The 15,241-nt window shown below is 59.8% G+C and carries 19 protein-coding genes and 1 tRNA gene; 5 read left to right on the forward strand and 15 right to left on the reverse strand.

Features of this window, described 5'->3' with window-relative positions:
- Positions 1 to 32 precede the first annotated feature (32 nt).
- Positions 33 to 686 carry a GntR family transcriptional regulator gene (locus J1W56_RS13220; RefSeq protein WP_223613743.1) on the forward strand — a complete coding sequence of 218 codons (654 nt, stop codon included), beginning with the start codon at positions 33 to 35 and terminating at the stop codon, positions 684 to 686.
- Positions 687 to 757: 71 nt separating this feature from the next.
- Here J1W56_RS13220 and J1W56_RS13225 read toward each other — a convergent pair whose 3' ends face one another.
- Positions 758 to 2,254: a CoA-acylating methylmalonate-semialdehyde dehydrogenase gene (locus tag J1W56_RS13225; protein ID WP_223613744.1), complete on the reverse strand. Its 1,497-nt coding sequence runs from the start codon at positions 2,252 to 2,254 to the stop codon at positions 758 to 760.
- Between the two features lie 132 nt (positions 2,255 to 2,386).
- On the opposite strand from J1W56_RS13225, the gene J1W56_RS13230 reads away from it, so the two are divergent.
- Both J1W56_RS13230 and J1W56_RS13235 read left to right on the forward strand, forming a co-directional pair.
- Positions 2,387 to 3,268 (forward strand): LysR family transcriptional regulator, encoded by an 882-nt coding sequence (locus J1W56_RS13230; protein ID WP_223613745.1) that lies wholly within the window; start codon positions 2,387 to 2,389, stop codon positions 3,266 to 3,268.
- Positions 3,269 to 3,383: 115 nt separating this feature from the next.
- On the forward strand, positions 3,384 to 3,764 hold the full coding sequence (locus J1W56_RS13235) for a DUF3011 domain-containing protein (RefSeq protein ID WP_223613746.1): 381 nt from the start codon (positions 3,384 to 3,386) through the stop codon (positions 3,762 to 3,764).
- 55 nt (positions 3,765 to 3,819) lie between these two features.
- Here the strand turns inward: J1W56_RS13235 and rlmH are convergent, their stop codons facing one another.
- The 9 genes from rlmH to rplU all read right to left on the reverse strand — a co-directional run bounded on the left by rlmH (position 3,820) and on the right by rplU (position 10,767).
- On the reverse strand, positions 3,820 to 4,302 hold the full coding sequence (rlmH, locus tag J1W56_RS13240; RefSeq protein ID WP_223613747.1) for a 23S rRNA (pseudouridine(1915)-N(3))-methyltransferase RlmH: 483 nt from the start codon (positions 4,300 to 4,302) through the stop codon (positions 3,820 to 3,822).
- A 168-nt stretch (positions 4,303 to 4,470) separates the two neighbouring features.
- Positions 4,471 to 4,854 (reverse strand): ribosome silencing factor, encoded by a 384-nt coding sequence (gene rsfS / locus J1W56_RS13245; protein ID WP_223613748.1) that lies wholly within the window; start codon positions 4,852 to 4,854, stop codon positions 4,471 to 4,473.
- Positions 4,855 to 5,003: 149 nt separating this feature from the next.
- Positions 5,004 to 5,600: a nicotinate-nucleotide adenylyltransferase gene (locus J1W56_RS13250; protein ID WP_223614128.1), complete on the reverse strand. Its 597-nt coding sequence runs from the start codon at positions 5,598 to 5,600 to the stop codon at positions 5,004 to 5,006.
- A gap of 56 nt (positions 5,601 to 5,656) precedes the next feature.
- The gene (locus J1W56_RS13255; RefSeq protein WP_223613749.1) at positions 5,657 to 6,940 is read right to left on the reverse strand and encodes a glutamate-5-semialdehyde dehydrogenase; all 1,284 of its coding nucleotides are present in this window, start codon (positions 6,938 to 6,940) and stop codon (positions 5,657 to 5,659) included.
- Between the two features lie 3 nt (positions 6,941 to 6,943).
- Entirely contained in the window at positions 6,944 to 8,110 is a 1,167-nt protein-coding gene (proB, locus tag J1W56_RS13260) for a glutamate 5-kinase (protein WP_223613750.1), read from the reverse strand.
- A 7-nt stretch (positions 8,111 to 8,117) separates the two neighbouring features.
- On the reverse strand, positions 8,118 to 9,152 hold the full coding sequence (obgE, locus tag J1W56_RS13265; protein WP_223613751.1) for a GTPase ObgE: 1,035 nt from the start codon (positions 9,150 to 9,152) through the stop codon (positions 8,118 to 8,120).
- 95 nt (positions 9,153 to 9,247) lie between these two features.
- Positions 9,248 to 9,871: a GNAT family N-acetyltransferase gene (locus J1W56_RS13270; RefSeq protein ID WP_223613752.1), complete on the reverse strand. Its 624-nt coding sequence runs from the start codon at positions 9,869 to 9,871 to the stop codon at positions 9,248 to 9,250.
- A gap of 119 nt (positions 9,872 to 9,990) precedes the next feature.
- The gene (gene rpmA, locus J1W56_RS13275) at positions 9,991 to 10,263 is read right to left on the reverse strand and encodes a 50S ribosomal protein L27 (RefSeq protein WP_223613753.1); all 273 of its coding nucleotides are present in this window, start codon (positions 10,261 to 10,263) and stop codon (positions 9,991 to 9,993) included.
- A 24-nt stretch (positions 10,264 to 10,287) separates the two neighbouring features.
- Positions 10,288 to 10,767, reverse strand: coding sequence for a 50S ribosomal protein L21 (rplU, locus tag J1W56_RS13280; protein ID WP_223613754.1), 480 nt, complete (start codon positions 10,765 to 10,767; stop codon positions 10,288 to 10,290).
- A gap of 352 nt (positions 10,768 to 11,119) precedes the next feature.
- Here rplU and J1W56_RS13285 point away from each other — a divergent pair.
- Positions 11,120 to 11,209, forward strand: a tRNA-Ser gene (locus J1W56_RS13285).
- An 86-nt stretch (positions 11,210 to 11,295) separates the two neighbouring features.
- Here the strand turns inward: J1W56_RS13285 and J1W56_RS13290 are convergent.
- The 4 genes from J1W56_RS13290 to J1W56_RS13305 all read right to left on the reverse strand — a co-directional run bounded on the left by J1W56_RS13290 (position 11,296) and on the right by J1W56_RS13305 (position 13,780).
- Positions 11,296 to 12,087 carry a head GIN domain-containing protein gene (locus J1W56_RS13290; RefSeq protein ID WP_223613755.1) on the reverse strand — a complete coding sequence of 264 codons (792 nt, stop codon included), beginning with the start codon at positions 12,085 to 12,087 and terminating at the stop codon, positions 11,296 to 11,298.
- An 88-nt stretch (positions 12,088 to 12,175) separates the two neighbouring features.
- Positions 12,176 to 12,328 carry a hypothetical protein gene (locus J1W56_RS13295; RefSeq protein ID WP_223613756.1) on the reverse strand — a complete coding sequence of 51 codons (153 nt, stop codon included), beginning with the start codon at positions 12,326 to 12,328 and terminating at the stop codon, positions 12,176 to 12,178.
- 3 nt (positions 12,329 to 12,331) lie between these two features.
- On the reverse strand, positions 12,332 to 12,703 hold the full coding sequence (locus J1W56_RS13300; RefSeq protein WP_223613757.1) for a hypothetical protein: 372 nt from the start codon (positions 12,701 to 12,703) through the stop codon (positions 12,332 to 12,334).
- Positions 12,704 to 12,793: 90 nt separating this feature from the next.
- A complete protein-coding gene (locus J1W56_RS13305) occupies positions 12,794 to 13,780 on the reverse strand; it encodes an MlaD family protein (protein WP_223613758.1) in 987 nt (328 codons plus the stop codon).
- A gap of 276 nt (positions 13,781 to 14,056) precedes the next feature.
- On the opposite strand from J1W56_RS13305, the gene J1W56_RS13310 reads away from it, so the two are divergent.
- Entirely contained in the window at positions 14,057 to 14,491 is a 435-nt protein-coding gene (locus tag J1W56_RS13310) for a hypothetical protein (protein ID WP_223613759.1), read from the forward strand.
- 33 nt (positions 14,492 to 14,524) lie between these two features.
- On the opposite strand, the gene J1W56_RS13315 is transcribed toward J1W56_RS13310, so the two are convergent.
- Positions 14,525 to 15,205: a superoxide dismutase gene (locus J1W56_RS13315; RefSeq protein WP_223613760.1), complete on the reverse strand. Its 681-nt coding sequence runs from the start codon at positions 15,203 to 15,205 to the stop codon at positions 14,525 to 14,527.
- Positions 15,206 to 15,241 lie beyond the last annotated feature (36 nt).

Consider the following 15,241-nt stretch of genomic DNA (forward strand, 5'->3'; position numbering starts at 1 on the left):
CTGTCAATTGCCTTGAACAGAAAGTTTATCTGATGGATCAAACCGCAGTCCACACCATGGCCCAGACGGGCGAAAGTCTTGCTGAACTGGCCTATCGCCAGATCGAAGAGATGATCGTCACGCTGAAGCTTGAGCCTGGCGCGGTCGTCAACGAGCGCACGCTCACGGACGTTACCAATATGGGCCGCACGCCGGTGCGCGAAGCGGTGCAGAAGCTGGCCTGGGAAGGTTTGATGGAAATTCGCCCCCGCTCGGGCATTGCCATTGCCGCGCTCAATCCGCAGGACTTTACCAAGGTTCTCGATGCACGCGAGGGTGTCGAGCGGGTTCTTGCACGCGATGCGGCGCTCTATGGCGCATCGCTACACCATGAAAGACTGAAGGCGGCATCCGACGCGATGATGGCTGCACGCTCCGGCAACGATGTGATCGGCTTTCTCAACGCTGACAAGATTTTCGATACGGTGCTCGGACAGGCGGCGGAAAACCCCTATGCGGCCCGTCTCGCGTCCCCGCTGCAAACCCATAGCCGCCGGTTCTGGTTCCGCCTGCAGCGGCCCGGCAGCCTCGAACAATCCGCCGGGGCGCACACGGCGCTGATCAAGGCGATCATCGCCCGCGAACCGGACAAGGCCGCCGACGAGGCGACCCGGCTGATCGGCTATCTCCGGACAATGGCCCCGTAAACCGGGTTTCGCACAAAAGAAAATCGCCGCCCGGTGCGGAACCGGACGGCGATTTTAAAGCTCAAAGCGATTTACTTCATCGTCGGAATGACGAACTCGGCCCCGTCCTTGACGCCCGACGGCCAGCGCGATGTGACGGTCTTGGTCTTGGTGTAGAAGCGGAATGCATCCGGGCCATGCTGGTTCAGATCGCCGAAGCCGGAACCCTTCCAGCCGCCGAAAGTGTAATAGGCGATCGGAACCGGAATTGGCACATTGATACCGACCATGCCGACCTGAACGCGCGAGGCAAAATCCCGGGCAGCATCGCCGTCACGGGTGAAGATCGCAACGCCATTGCCGTATTCGTGTTCATTCGGCAGACGGATCGCATCCTCATAGGTATCGGCGCGGACAATGCCCAGAACCGGACCAAAAATTTCTTCCTTGTAGATGCGCATGTCAGGCGTGACATGATCGAACAGGCAGCCGCCCATGTAGAAGCCGTTCTCATAGCCCTGCATCTTGAAGCCGCGGCCGTCGACGACGAGCTTCGCACCTTCCTGGATGCCCAGATCGACATAGCCTTTGATGCGATCCAGCGCCTGCCGGGTCACAACCGGGCCGTAATCCGCCGACGCATCGGTGGAGGGTCCGACCTTCAGGCTTTCAACCCGGGGGATCAGGCGCTCGACGAGACGATCCGCGGTATCCTTGCCGACGGGAACGGCAACGGAGATCGCCATGCAGCGCTCGCCCGCTGAACCGTAACCGGCACCGATGAGGGCATCAACCGTCTGGTCCATGTCCGCATCGGGCATGATGATCATGTGGTTCTTGGCACCGCCGAAGCACTGGGCACGCTTGCCGTTGGCCGTGGCGCGCGAATAGATGTACTGGGCAATCGGCGTCGAGCCGACAAAGCCGACAGCCTTGATATCCGGATCATCGAGAATGGTGTCGACAGCTTCCTTGTCGCCATTGACGACATTGAAGATGCCCGCCGGCAAACCGGCCTCGATGAAGAGTTCGGCCAGACGCATCGGCACGCCCGGATCGCGCTCGGAAGGCTTCAGAATGAAGGCATTGCCCGATGCAATCGCCGGACCGGCCTTCCACAGCGGAATCATTGCCGGGAAATTGAATGGGGTGATACCGGCAACGACGCCGAGCGGCTGGCGCATGGAATAAACATCGATGCCCGTGCCGGCATTGTCGGTGAACTCGCCCTTGAGCATGTGGGCTGAGCCGAGGCAAACTTCAACCACTTCCAGACCGCGCTGGATATCGCCCTTGGCATCGGGAATGGTCTTGCCATGCTCGCGCGCCAGAAGCTCGGCAAGCGAGTCGTATTCGGCTTCGACGAGATCAAGGAACTTGCGCAACACGCGCGCACGGCGCTGCGGGTTGGTTGCGGCCCATGCCGGCTGAGCCGCCTTGGCATTGGCAATGGCAGCGCGCACTTCATTGGGGGTTGCCAGCGCCACGCGGCCCTGAACGGTGCCGTCCATGGGCTGGAAAATTTCGGTCGTACGACCGCTTGTTCCGGCGACATGCTTGCCACCGATAAAATGTCCGACTTCACGCATTGCGAGCAACCTCCCTGGGATTGACTGAATTTCGTTGCCCCATCATCGCGCTTCAAATTTTTTATTGCAAGCCGAGCGAAAGCGTATCCGTTGTGCAAAAATTGAAGTACGAATAGCACAGGAGGTCAAACGATGAGCTGGGACGATGTACGGATTTTTCTGGCTGTCGCGCGTTCGGGTCAAATACTCGGCGCGGCCAAACGGCTTGGCGTCAACCATGCGACCGTGGCGCGCCGTCTCACCGCGCTGGAAAATGACATCAACACCAAGCTGCTGACCCGCCGCACCAACGGCTGCGAGCTGACCCATGCCGGTGAAGAATTCCTCCTGTCAGCTGAGCGCATGGAAGCGGAAATGCTGTCGATCCGCTCCTCGCTTGGCGATGCCGATGTGTCCATTTCCGGATCGGTGCGCATTGGCGCGCCGGATGGCTTCGGTGTCTCCTTCCTCGCGCCGCGCCTTGCCACCCTCACCGCCCGCTATCCCGATCTCAAGATCCAGCTTGTTCCGGTTCCCCGTTCCTTCTCGCTGTCGCGGCGTGAGGCTGACATAGCCATTACGGTCGACCGGCCCGATCAGGGCCGCCTCGTGGCGAAAAAGCTCGTCGACTATACGCTCTGCCTCTACGCCAGCCGGTCCTATCTGGCTGCGCACCCGGCACCCCGCAGCATCGAATATCTCGCGGCGCACCGGCTGGTCGGTTATGTCGATGATCTGGTCATCAGCCCTTCGCTGAATTATGCGCCTGAAATCACCCGCGAATGGCGCCCCGCTTTCGAGATTTCCAGTGCCATCGGACAGGTGGAAGCGGTGAAGGCCGGGGCGGGCATCGGCATTCTGCATACATTCATCGCACGGGAATATCCCGACCTTGTGCCGGTCCTGCCGGAACGGACGATTCACCGGTCCTATTGGCTTGCCTATCACGAATCCGTACGCACCCTGCGCCGCATCACGGCGGTCTCCAGCTTCATCTCCGATCTCGTGAACAGCGAGACTGGACGATTCACCTGACAAAGCATAACAGGCAGCGGTGGAAATGTGATTGACGAGCACGGAACAAACACCACAATTGCGCCTTGAACACATGCGCTTTCAGCGTGTGTTGTCATCATATCGGAGAGGGAAAATGTACCGATATATACTAGCTTTGGCTGTGACCCTGGGGGGTATGCAGTTCGTAACGGTTCCAGCCGCACAGGCGCAGGAACGGCCCATCAGATGCGAATCACGCAGCTTCCGCTACAATGAGTGCGAGACCGACATGCGCCGGCCGCGGATCATCCGGCAGCTTTCGGGTTCGGCCTGTATTCCCGGCCAGAGCTGGGGCTTCAGCCGCGGCACCATCTGGGTGGACAAGGGCTGCTCGGCGGTCTTTGCCGACAGTGCCGAGCGTCCGCGCTGGCGGGATCAGAATGATCGTCCGCGTTGGCGGGATGATCGTTATCCCCGCCGCGACTACCGGCGTGAATACCGCGATGACCGTTACTACCAGCCGGACGATTATTGATCGGCATTACGGGCCTCGTTTTTCGCCATCTCCGGCCGGAGGTGGCGAAAACACTTCACACCCGGTGATACGGGTGCCCGGAAAGGATCGTGGTCGCACGGTAGAGCTGTTCCGCCACGAGAATCCGGACAATCTGGTGCGGCCAGGTCATGGCACCCAGCGCCAGAACAAGATCGGCACGCTTCCTTAAATCCGCATCGTGGCCGTCGGGCCCGCCTATCGCCAGGAGCAGCTGGCGTTTACCGTCGTCGCGAAACCGGGCGATTGCATTGGCGAAGTCTTCCGATGGCATGGTCTTGCCGCGCTCATCGAGAAGAACGAGCACGCCGCCCTGATCCAGCGCTTCCAGTACTTTGGCGGACTCTTCCTGTTTGCGCAGGTCCGGCTGCTGGGCGCGGCTTTCGGTGATTTCGGTGACGGAGTTGAATTCGAGGCCAAGCGGCGAACCGGTTTTCTTCAACCGGTCGAAATAACGGTCTGCCAGTTCCCGTTCGGGGCCAGATTTCATCCGGCCCACGGCAAAAACGGTGATACGCATGGCACGTCCAGTCCTTTATCACTCGGCGCGAAGAATAGCTCTTCGGCGCATGACCGGTCCATATCCAGTAAGCCGCCCGAAGCATCCCGCTGGCGTTATGCCGGGATACCCCGATCCGTCAGAACTTTCTCACACAAGGCTCCGTGTGCCGTAACGGCACACTTTGCTCTAATGTACGGTTTCCCCGTCAAGTTCGGGAGCCTGCCACATCTTTTCGATGTTGTAGAACTCGCGCACTTCAGGACGGAAAATATGGATGATGATATCGCCCGTGTCGATCAGCACCCAGTCACCGCTGGAAAGACCTTCAACCTTCGCATTGTTTCCGTGACCGCTTTCCTTCAGCGCACGCAGGAGTTGATCAGCCACCGCCGTTACGTGACGGTGCGAACGGCCCGATGCGATGACCATATGGTCGCCGATGACAGATTTTCCGCGAAGATCGATGGGGACAATTTTTTCAGCCTTGGAGTCATCGAGACTGGCAAGGACCGTCTGGAGGGCAAGAGAAACGGAAGTTGCACCGTTCATCTCCGCCGTTGAAGGTGCCAAGGCATCCTTCTTCTGAATTGCTGTTCTCAGTGTATTTCCTTTCCAATAAGAACAACGCGCCGCAGCCTTTAATCTTGCTGCACGTTATTAAGATAGGCAGAGTCGCATGACACTTTCAAGACGTCGCGACACGGCCTTTGTTCACGTTTTCATTCCTGCCGTTTTACGGCTCCGTTGCGTATCGCCGTCGATGACAGCGATGAACGCGGCCCGTGGATGAAAGTCCAGGCCGGCGCGGGTGCCCGTGCCAGCAGCGGGGCGTCATCCTCATCGAAGCGGGCATAGTCAAACGTCTTGGCCATGCGCGACGAGAGAAATGCCAGGGTCGAGCCCGGACGGTCGATCACGGCGATGGGAAACGTCATGGCAATCTTCTGCCAGCGCTGCCAGCGGTGAAAATCGGCAAGATTGTCCGCTCCCATGATCCAGACAAAATTCACACCCGGATTGCGCGCCTTGATCAAAGCCAGCGTGTCGGCCGTGTAGCGCACATTATAGGCCGCTTCGAACGCCGTCACCTTGATGCGCGGGTCATGCACCTGCTGCTCACACAATTTCAGCCGTTCCGCCAGAGGAGCCAGATGGCGCGTGTCCTTCAGCGGATTGCCCGGCGTAACGATCCACCAGAGCTGGTCGAGCTGCAGCCGGCGCAGCGAGATTTCCGCCACCAGCGCGTGGCCCGCATGGGGCGGATTGAACGATCCGCCAAACAGCCCGACGGTCATGCCCTTTTCAACGAAAGGCATGCGCAGATGCGCATCGCTCACGCCGGGAAAATCGTGACGTAACGCATCGATGGATGTCACGGGCGGGTCTGGCCATTGCCGCGCACGCGGTATTTGAAGGATGTTAATTGCTCCACACCCACGGGGCCCCGTGCGTGCATCTTGCCCGTCGCGATGCCGATTTCCGCGCCCATGCCGAATTCACCGCCGTCGGCGAACTGTGTCGAGGCGTTGTGCAGCAGGATGGCAGAGTCGATTTCGTTGAAGAACCGCTCGACCACGTGCACATCTTCGGCAATCACCGCTTCCGTATGGTGGGACGAATAGTGATTGATATGCGCGATCGCGTCGCCAATACCGTCAACCAGCTTCACGGATATGATGGCATCGAGATATTCCGTCGACCAGTCTTCCTCCGTCGCCGGTTTTGCTTCGGCAAACAGCTGGACCACTGCGGCGTCACCGCGAATTTCGCACCCTGCTGCCTGCAAATCCTCAAGCAGCGGCAACAGGCGGGCGGGGGCGATCAGCCGGTCGAGCAGCAGTGTCTCGGCCGAACCGCAGACGCCGGTCCGGCGCATCTTGGCATTGACGATGATCCGGCGCGCCATGTCGAGATCGGCCGAGGCGTCAACATAGACATGGCAGAGCCCTTCCAGATGGGCAAAGACCGGCACGCGCGCTTCCGCCTGTACCCGGGCCACGAGACTCTTGCCGCCACGGGGAATAATGACGTCGAGATTGCCGTCCAGCCCCTTCAGCATTTCACCGACCGCGGCACGGTCCGTCACCGGGATGAGCTGGATGGCATCCCTGGGCAAACCCGCCGCTTCGAGCCCTTCGGTCAGCGCTGCATGGATGGCGCGGGAGGAGTGGGCGGAATCCGACCCGCCGCGCAGGATGACGGCATTGCCCGACTTCAGGCAAAGGGCACCCGCATCGGCTGTTACATTCGGGCGGCTTTCGTAAATCACGCCGATAACACCGAGCGGCGTGCGCACGCGCTCGATATGCAGGCCGTTGGGACGGTCCCATTCGGCAATGATGTCCCCGACGGGGTCCTTGAGGGCGGCAATGGTGCGGATGCTTTCCGAGATCGCGGCGATACGGCTGGCATCCAGTTTCAGCCGGTCGAGCAGCGAGGCGGCCATCCCGGCCTTTTCACCATCGGCCATATCCTGCCGGTTGGCGTCCAGAATCTCCGGGGCACGGCGATCCACCGCATCCGCCATGGCGATCAGGGCAATCATTTTCTGTTCCGGCGAAGCGATGGACAGCGGCTGGGCAGCGGCACGGGCCTTGCGGCCGACTCCGGCCATCAATTCAGCAACGTCGTCAATCGGTTCGACCCGTCCCAGCATTTCTCACTCCTTCGCAGCACGTTTTGCTGCACGTACAACCAGATCATCCCGGTGAATCATCGCCGACCGGGCATCGTAACCGAGGATCGCGGCAATCTCATTGGTCTTGCGTCCTGCAATCCTTACGGCATCTGCGGCATCGTACGCAATAAGGCCGCGCGCGGCTTCGCGTCCATCCGGACCGACAACCGCAACCGTATCGCCGCGGGTGAACTGACCGGCAACGTCACGGACACCGGCAGCCAGAAGCGATTTGCCGGATTTGAGCGCCGTCAGCGCACCCTCGTCGATCACCAGACGCCCGGCCGGCTCGAGATTGCCCGATATCCACGTCTTCCATGCGTTCACCGGATTGAGGCTCGGCTTGAACAGGGTCGACCGCTCGCCCGCATCGATGGCACCCAGCGGATGCATGCGCGTGCCGGAGGCAATGATCATCGCCGTGCCCGCCGCATTGGCAATCTTGCCGGCATCGAGCTTGGTCTTCATGCCGCCGCGCGAATATTCCGACGCGGCCGCGCCGGCCATGGCCTCGATGTCAGGGGTGATGGCGTCGACAACCGGCAGGAACTGCGCATCGGGATTCTGATGCGGCGGCGCGGTATAGAGCCCGTCAATGTCGGACAGGAGAATCAGGAGGTCCGCCCCCATCATCGTCGCCACCCGCGCGGCAAGGCGGTCATTGTCGCCATAACGGATTTCCGTGGTCGCCACCGTGTCATTCTCATTGATGACGGGTACGGCCTTGAGCCGCAGCAGGGTGCCGACCGTGGCGCGGGCATTGAGATAGCGGCGGCGTTCCTCGGTATCCGACAGGGTCAAGAGAATTTGGCCCGCGCGCAGCTGATGCCCGCCCAGCACCTCGGAATAGGCTTTGGCAAGCTCGATCTGGCCCGCCGCAGCAGCAGCCTGGCTTTCCTCCAGCCGTAGCGCGCCCTTCGGCAGTCCGAGCACCGTCCGCCCTAGGGCGATGGCGCCGGAGGAGACGATCATTACCTCGACACCTGCCTGCACCAGCTTTGCCACATCGGCGCCGAGGCTCTCCAGCCAGTCGCGCTTCAGCCCCTTGGCGCGGTCCACCAGCAATGCCGAACCGATCTTGACCACGATCCGCCGATAGGCGGAAAGCTTGAGGGTGGCGGGAGAAGCGAGCTCGTTCTGCACGGACATGATGCACTCAATATTTGAAGCGGGTATCGACCTCTGCCGGGGCCTCTGACTGGCGCGATTCGAGAATGATCGCAGACAACGCCCGCAGCACCTGCTCGACACCCTCGCGGCTGACCGAAGACAGCAGCATCGGCTCGCGGCCCGCGGCTTTTTTCAACGCGGCCACCTTCTTTTTGCGCGCTGCGGCATCCAGCGTATCGATCTGGCTCAGCGCCACGATCTCCAGCTTGTCGGCAAGCCCGTGGCCATAGGCTTCAAGCTCGGTGCGCACGGTCTTGTAGGCTTCGGCCACATTCTCTTCCTGTGCCGAAACCAGATGCAGGAGAACCCGTGTGCGCTCGACATGACCAAGGAACCGGTCGCCGATACCGACGCCCTCATGCGCGCCTTCGATCAATCCCGGAATATCGGCAATGACGAATTCGCGCGCATCGACGCGGGCAACGCCCAGATTCGGATGCAGGGTGGTGAAGGGATAGTCGGCGATTTTCGGCTTGGCTGCCGTCACGCTGGCGAGAAATGTCGACTTGCCGGCATTCGGCTTGCCGAGAAGACCGGCATCGGCGATCAGTTTCAGCCGCAGCCACAGATTGCGCTCTTCGCCCTCGAGTCCCGGATTGGCGCGGCGCGGCGCCTGGTTGGTCGATGTCTTGAAGTGCAGATTGCCGAAGCCGCCATTGCCGCCCTTGGCAAGCCGGTAGCGCTGGCCCACGGCGGTGAAATCGTAGATCAGGGTTTCATTGTCGTCTTCAAAGATCTGCGTTCCCACGGGAACCTTGAGCACCACATCGGCACCCTTGCCGCCCGTCATGTTGCGGCCCATGCCGTGCATGCCGGTCTTGGCCTTGAAATGCTGCTGGTAGCGATAGTCGATCAGCGTGTTGAGACCGTCCACGGCCTCGGCCCAGACGTCACCGCCGCGCCCGCCATCGCCGCCATCGGGACCGCCGAATTCCAGAAATTTTTCACGGCGGAACGATACCGAGCCGGCACCACCATCGCCGGAGCGGATATAGACTTTCGCCTGATCGAGAAATTTCATGGAAGTTCAGTCCTTTTTGATGTCCCGAGCCATTACAGGAAAATACGCGGGAAGAAAACTGGCCGTCGCAAGAGATCGCGGCGGCCAATTGTAATTTATGCGTTCCAGCTGCGAAGCCCGATCCATGTCCGGCGATCCAGCATATAGCGTTCGACGGGCACATTGCCTGCAGCGAGCGAATCCATCATGCCGGTATTGGCATACTGGAACCCGCTCTTGTAGAGCACGCGCCGCGAACCGATATTGGAGACCCGGCACGACGCATGCAGCTTTTCCACCTGCGTGGCGCGGAACACGAGATCCACCAGCGCATGGGCGGTTTCCGTGGCATAGCCCTTGCCCCAGTAAGGCTCGCCTAGCCAATAGCCGATCTCCAGCTCATCCCGGCGAGGCTCGCTCATCCGCAAGTCCTTGCTGCGGCGGTAATTGATGCCGCAGCAGCCGATGAAGGTGCCGGATTGCGCAAGGGTAATCGCGTAGACGCATTTGCCGATCTCGCCCGCATTGGCGCGGCGCACGAAGTCCACCGCATGATCCTGCGTGTAGGGATGGGGCATGCGGGAAAGCATTTCCGCCACACGGGGATTGTCGGCGAGACGGGCAATTGCGTCAACGTCCTCGGTGTGCGGCGCGCGCAGGACCAGGCGTTCGGTCACGAGGACCGGACAGTCTATCAGATCCAGCCTGTCTTCATCGTCTTCCAGTAATTCGGCAACCATTTTGCTATCCTCCAGATGCGAAAAGGGAGATGGGTGAAACCCCATCTCCCCTTTGATCTCTTGGCTTGGATGCCAGTCACCGGGTCCGATGGGGACGCCGGTGCTTCAAGCAGGACCAGCTATTCTGCTGCTTCGGCGATCGGGTTCACGATCGACACGAAACTACGGCCGTTGGCTTTGGTACGGAAAGATACAACACCGGCTTCAAGTGCGAAGAGTGTATGATCCTTGCCAATGCCAACATTGACGCCCGCATGCCATTTGGTGCCGCGTTGACGAACGAGGATGTTGCCAGCAAGCACGCGCTCGCCGCCAAACTTCTTCACGCCAAGACGCTTTGATTCGGAATCACGACCGTTGCGCGACGAACCACCAGCTTTTTTGTGTGCCATGGGATTGCTCCTTTAAACCTGTTCTTACTCGCCCGAAGCGGGCTTTTCGGCCTTGGCAGCAGCCTTCTTCGGCGCAGCTTTGGCTTTCGGGGCGGCTTTCGTCTCGGTTGCTTCCGCAGCGGCAGCTTCCACCTTCGGAGCAGGCTTCTTGTTGACCGGCTTGTCAGCGGCAGTCTTCGAAGGCTTGGCACCACCCGTCAGGATCTCGGCGATCCGGATCGTCGTCAGTTCCTGACGATGACCGCGTGTACGCTTGGAGTTCTGGCGGCGACGCTTCTTGAAAGCGATGACCTTGCGTGCCCGGCCCTGCTCGACGACTTCGGCTGTGACCAGCGCGCCGCCAACGGTCGGAGCACCGATCGTAGCGTCTGCACCGACGCCAACCATCAGAACTTCGGCAAATTCAACGATATCACCGGCATTGCCGGCAACTTTCTCGACCTTCAGAAGGTCATTGGCGGCAACGCGATACTGCTTACCACCGGTCTTGATGACTGCGAACATTTTATGCCCTTTCGGCGTTCGGTTCGGTTTTTTGCCGTTTGAAGGGCGCTAACCGTCTTTTTGTCAGTCGTGACATATTAATCGAAAGATGCCTGCAACCCTTGCGGATCCGGGCATCCGGACTCAAAAACAAACGGCGCGGAGAATCCCCCACGCCAGTCGTCGGGCGCTTATAAGGTGAGGATTATGCGAGAGTCAAGAAATTTAACGCAAAATTGCTCTTGTATCCTTGCGCTTTGCCCGCTATCTAGCGCGTCGCACGCTCAAGCCAAGTCCTTCGGGACATCGCGGCATCGGCAGGGAGAACATCCCGGCTTTATCAGGCGTCTGTCCACGACAGGCGCTTTTACGCGGAGAGGTGGCTGAGTGGTTGAAAGCACCGCACTCGAAATGCGGCATGGGGGCAACTCCATCGGGGGTTCAAATCCCTCCCTCTCCGCCATTACTTTCCTGAAGACGCGTCTCCAGACTTAAGCCCGGTCCGCTTCGCCGGACAGTTCAACCACATCCACGCAAACGGCGAAATGCCTACCTCTCCCCGAGCGGCGTGACGCGCATCGAACCGTGGCCGCGCTGTTCGACCGCCGGCTGGCCGTAATATTCCACCCTGCCGCTGCCGTTCACCGAAATATCCAGCGTGTTCTTTGCCTGGACCAAGGCGCTGCCGCTTCCCGAAATATCCACCTTCGTAACATCGGTGGCCAGGTCGCCATTGTTATAGGCGCCCGAGCCGTCCAGATCGAGTTCCTGCGTCTGCGCCTTGCCGCCAAGGCTGATCTGCCCCGATCCGGTGATCGCGGCAGCGACATCGCCGGCCGCTATATTGTCCAGCTTTACGCTGCCCGAGCCGGTGACCCGGGGCAGGATCTGCTCAGCGCTCAGCGCGTCGAATTGGATATCGCCGGAGCCGGACAAATCGATCTTCACCGTGCTGCCTTTGAATGCGCCGGCGCGGATGCTGCCGGAACCGGACAATGTGACCCGGCTGAGGTCCTTGACCGTAATATCGTATGCAACCGTTTTCGACGGCACGATTTCGATCCTGCCCCGGGTGCCAAGCACGAGATCGCCGCCGCGAACACCGATATCCAGCAGCGGGAGGATATTGTCGTCCGTCGTGACGACGAGACTCTCGCCGTCGCCCTGCTTCATCTGGACATTGCCGATACCTTCCAGCGTAATCCCGTCGAATGTCTCGATATCGATCGTCTTGGCAATGACATGTCCCGAACCGGCGATCTGCTCTTTCTTGAGAATCTCGAAGGAAACCAGAGCAATGAAAAACAAAACAACCAGAAACATGCCAGACATGCGAGCCATTACGAAGCCTCCATAGGCGCGGCAATATACATCGCACGGATTACGGCAACATGTCCGCAAGGCGTCAAGACCGTTTGAAATGTGGGGGCTAACCCGTCGCCCGGAACAGCCCGACAATGCGGCCCAGCAGAGACATTGCCGGATAGAACAAAACCGAACTCACACCGGCAGCGAACACAAGCACCAGAACAAACAATACCGGTGACAGGGAGGCAGATTGCGGGGGTTCCGGCTCAACCATGCATCATCCCCTGGTTTTGCGCGCCTCGAATTCGACCCTGACTTTCTCCGCCAGTTTCAGCAGCGTATCCTTGCACGACTTGCGGTCCATATCCGTTGGCTGCCTCGGTGACGCGATCAGGCCTTTCAGCCAGCCGCGAACGGTCCGGTCAGCCTCCTCAGGTGAGCGGCCAAGCGCCTTGAGGATCGTCTCGCTGCTTTCAATGGCGGAGTAATGCGGCTCGCGGCCAAGCGCATTCTGGCACCGATAGGATGTGGTCACCAGTTGTTTGACATCCGCCACAAGCGCGGCTTCGCCGCTCCTGCCGCCGGATGGCGTCGTGCAGCCCGCAAGTGCCGCAATCAAAAGTCCCGTTCCGATCACATTGAACCGCATCATATCCCCCATACAGGGTTGCAACGCTATCCATCGAATGCCGGTGTGTCGAGCACTAGCTTGAGCGCCTATGCGGCGGCGATCCCGGATTCAGCGCCGCCCGTTATACTCCGGAACCTTGCTGTCTCCACCGAACAGAACGTCCCGCGGATTGCTGTCAAAGTTCGAAATCGCCCGTTCGATAGAGTCGACCGAGCGCCGGCTGTCGGAAATGAACTTTTGCGCGTTGCGCAGCTTTTCACCGGTATAGGTTCCCAGTGTTTTCAGGATTGGCGCCAGCCGGGCCTGCAGGCTGTCAGCCGTATCGCGATAGGATTGCAGCTGTTCGCGGATATTGGCGACCGTGCTGCCCTTGTCTTCGGAGAGTTCCTTGTCCAGCTTCGTCAGCGCATCGTCGACTTTGACAGAAGCCTGGTTGATCCGCGACATGGTTTCACGCGCATCCTGTATCACCGCTTGCACGTCCTGTGCCCGCTGTCCGTAACGGTTGATCATATCCGTGCTGTCGGCAAGCTGCTGGGTGAACGCCTTGGCTTCGTGCGCCCGGTCGAGCGCCGGCCCTTTCATCTCGTCCAGATAGTTTTCGGTGGCATCCATGGCACGATCCACGCGCTGCAGCACATCCTGCACCGTCTGGACAAGGGTTTTCAGGGATGACGGGTCAATATCGATACGCGCGACCGTATCTTCCTTTTCCGCTTCTTCAAGGAGCTTCGGTTCATAACTCTTGCCGCCCTTCAACTCGATATAGGCCTGCCCGGTCAAAAGGACGAAAGCCAGCTGCGCCTGGGTCGACCGCGTGATTGGCGTGGTTGCATCGATCTGCGTCTGGGCGATCACCACATCGGGATTGCTGGCATCGACGAAAAGCCGGGTCACGTCGCCAACCTTCAGACCGTTGAACAGAACCTGGCTTTTCACGGCCAGTCCCGTAACAGAGCCTGGAATGCGGATCTCAAGCATTGCCGTGGGCCGCGTGTCGCCCAAACGCTCGATCCAGTAGACGAAACCAAGGGCCAGCGCACTCACCAGCAGGGTGAAAATACTGACCACAAGATAATTGGCCTTGGTTTCCATTCACAATTCCATTCATTCAGGCCGACAGATTTGCAACCTTATCGTGCAATATCCCTAACCCTGCGCGTCAAAGAACGCCACCACCTTCTTATGGTTCCGTCACAGGCGTTACGGCGAGGCCCGATGCCATAACGGCTCGCGTTACGTAACTCACGCAATCGTAACGATTGTTATCCACAGTCTGTGTGTTACGTGACCATAATGTTGCCCGTTAGGGAACACACCCCTATCAAGTTCATGCAAGTGATTCGCGTTCGTTACGGCACAGACATACCCATGGCACTATCCAACGCAGAGAGACAGAAACGGCACCGGGAGCGGCAAAAGCAGAAGCTCGCCGCGGCTGCACCGAGCCTTGCAGCTCAATACGAGAACGTCGGCGCGGACCTGCGCGAAAAGCTCTACAGCCTGATCGATGCGGAGAATCGGCGCCGCCACACCGCTGAAGCTGCGCCGGAGCCAACCGATTTCAGCCGGGTCATTCTCGATATCGCCCTGGATGAAGACCATTCCGGCCTTGCCGGCAAGGCGCGCATGATCCTGCTTGGCGCCCTGTGCATGGGCGAAAGTTCGGAAAAGGAAATCCGCGAGGCGCGCCTGGAGAAGGATGCAGCGCTGGCGCAGGAAGCGGCGGATGACGGGCAGGATGATGAATCGCAAGGACACATCAGCCCGCTCGAACACTACATCCGCGTCCCGAATTTCGGCTAGGATATTTTCTGAACCATCGCAGCAAGAGCCGGATCAGGCGTCAAACCGGTCGGAAACGAACTGCCAGTTAACCAGCTTGTCGAGAACCGCGGCCACATGCTCGGCACGGCGGTTTTCATAGTCGAGATAATAGGCGTGCTCCCAGACGTCGATGCCAAGCACGGCCTTGCCGCCTTCAGCCAACGGATCGCCAGCGTCTTTCATACCCGCCACGGCAAGCTTGTCGCCATCCCTGACCAGCCAGACCCAGCCTGTCCCGAAAACATTGTCTGATTCGGCAACGATCTTCTTCTTCAGGCCATCGAGCCCACCAAAGCCGCTTTCTGCCGCCGTTGCAAAGGCACCCTTGGCGGGCGCGGACCCGCCCTGGAATTGCTGCCAGTACAGGTTATGGTTCCAGGCCTGCGCCGCATTGTTGAAGACCGGCGCATTGCCTTCCTTCTTCGCCCGCACCACCACTTCTTCAAGGGAAAGGTCGGCATAGGGCGTCTTTTCCACCAGGGTGTTCAGCTTCTTGAAATAGCCCGCATGATGCTTGCCGTAATGCAGTCCGACCGTGCGCGCGGAGATCACGGGCGCCAGAGCGTCTTCAGCATAGGGCAGTTCCGGCTGCTTGAAAGGGGCGGCCGCATGCGCCTGGATGTTTGGAGCAAAGAGCGTTGTGGCTGCCACGGCGCCCGAGAGGACGAGCATATCGCGTCTGTTGAGATCCATCTTCTTCTCCTGAGGATTGTTGCGGGCAAAATGACA

The organism is Phyllobacterium calauticae (assembly GCF_019991125.1).
Lineage (GTDB): Bacteria > Pseudomonadota > Alphaproteobacteria > Rhizobiales > Rhizobiaceae > Phyllobacterium > Phyllobacterium calauticae.

What these genes read in the sequence shown, in the direction of transcription:
- J1W56_RS13310 (WP_223613759.1), top strand. Translation starts at nt 14,057, where the DNA reads ATGGCACTATCCAACGCAGAGAGACAGAAACGGCACCGGGAGCGGCAA.
- J1W56_RS13225 (WP_223613744.1), bottom strand. Translation starts at nt 2,254, where the DNA reads ATGCGTGAAGTCGGACATTTTATCGGTGGCAAGCATGTCGCCGGAACA.
- J1W56_RS13230 (WP_223613745.1), top strand. Translation starts at nt 2,387, where the DNA reads ATGAGCTGGGACGATGTACGGATTTTTCTGGCTGTCGCGCGTTCGGGT.
- obgE (WP_223613751.1), bottom strand. Translation starts at nt 9,152, where the DNA reads ATGAAATTTCTCGATCAGGCGAAAGTCTATATCCGCTCCGGCGATGGT.
- J1W56_RS13220 (WP_223613743.1), top strand. Translation starts at nt 33, where the DNA reads ATGGATCAAACCGCAGTCCACACCATGGCCCAGACGGGCGAAAGTCTT.
- J1W56_RS13235 (WP_223613746.1), top strand. Translation starts at nt 3,384, where the DNA reads ATGTACCGATATATACTAGCTTTGGCTGTGACCCTGGGGGGTATGCAG.
- J1W56_RS13270 (WP_223613752.1), bottom strand. Translation starts at nt 9,871, where the DNA reads ATGGTTGCCGAATTACTGGAAGACGATGAAGACAGGCTGGATCTGATA.
- J1W56_RS13305 (WP_223613758.1), bottom strand. Translation starts at nt 13,780, where the DNA reads ATGGAAACCAAGGCCAATTATCTTGTGGTCAGTATTTTCACCCTGCTG.
- J1W56_RS13300 (WP_223613757.1), bottom strand. Translation starts at nt 12,703, where the DNA reads ATGCGGTTCAATGTGATCGGAACGGGACTTTTGATTGCGGCACTTGCG.
- rlmH (WP_223613747.1), bottom strand. Translation starts at nt 4,302, where the DNA reads ATGCGTATCACCGTTTTTGCCGTGGGCCGGATGAAATCTGGCCCCGAA.
- proB (WP_223613750.1), bottom strand. Translation starts at nt 8,110, where the DNA reads ATGTCCGTGCAGAACGAGCTCGCTTCTCCCGCCACCCTCAAGCTTTCC.
- J1W56_RS13290 (WP_223613755.1), bottom strand. Translation starts at nt 12,087, where the DNA reads ATGGCTCGCATGTCTGGCATGTTTCTGGTTGTTTTGTTTTTCATTGCT.
- J1W56_RS13315 (WP_223613760.1), bottom strand. Translation starts at nt 15,205, where the DNA reads ATGGATCTCAACAGACGCGATATGCTCGTCCTCTCGGGCGCCGTGGCA.
- rplU (WP_223613754.1), bottom strand. Translation starts at nt 10,767, where the DNA reads ATGTTCGCAGTCATCAAGACCGGTGGTAAGCAGTATCGCGTTGCCGCC.
- J1W56_RS13250 (WP_223614128.1), bottom strand. Translation starts at nt 5,600, where the DNA reads ATGCCTTTCGTTGAAAAGGGCATGACCGTCGGGCTGTTTGGCGGATCG.
- J1W56_RS13295 (WP_223613756.1), bottom strand. Translation starts at nt 12,328, where the DNA reads ATGGTTGAGCCGGAACCCCCGCAATCTGCCTCCCTGTCACCGGTATTG.
- rpmA (WP_223613753.1), bottom strand. Translation starts at nt 10,263, where the DNA reads ATGGCACACAAAAAAGCTGGTGGTTCGTCGCGCAACGGTCGTGATTCC.
- J1W56_RS13255 (WP_223613749.1), bottom strand. Translation starts at nt 6,940, where the DNA reads ATGCTGGGACGGGTCGAACCGATTGACGACGTTGCTGAATTGATGGCC.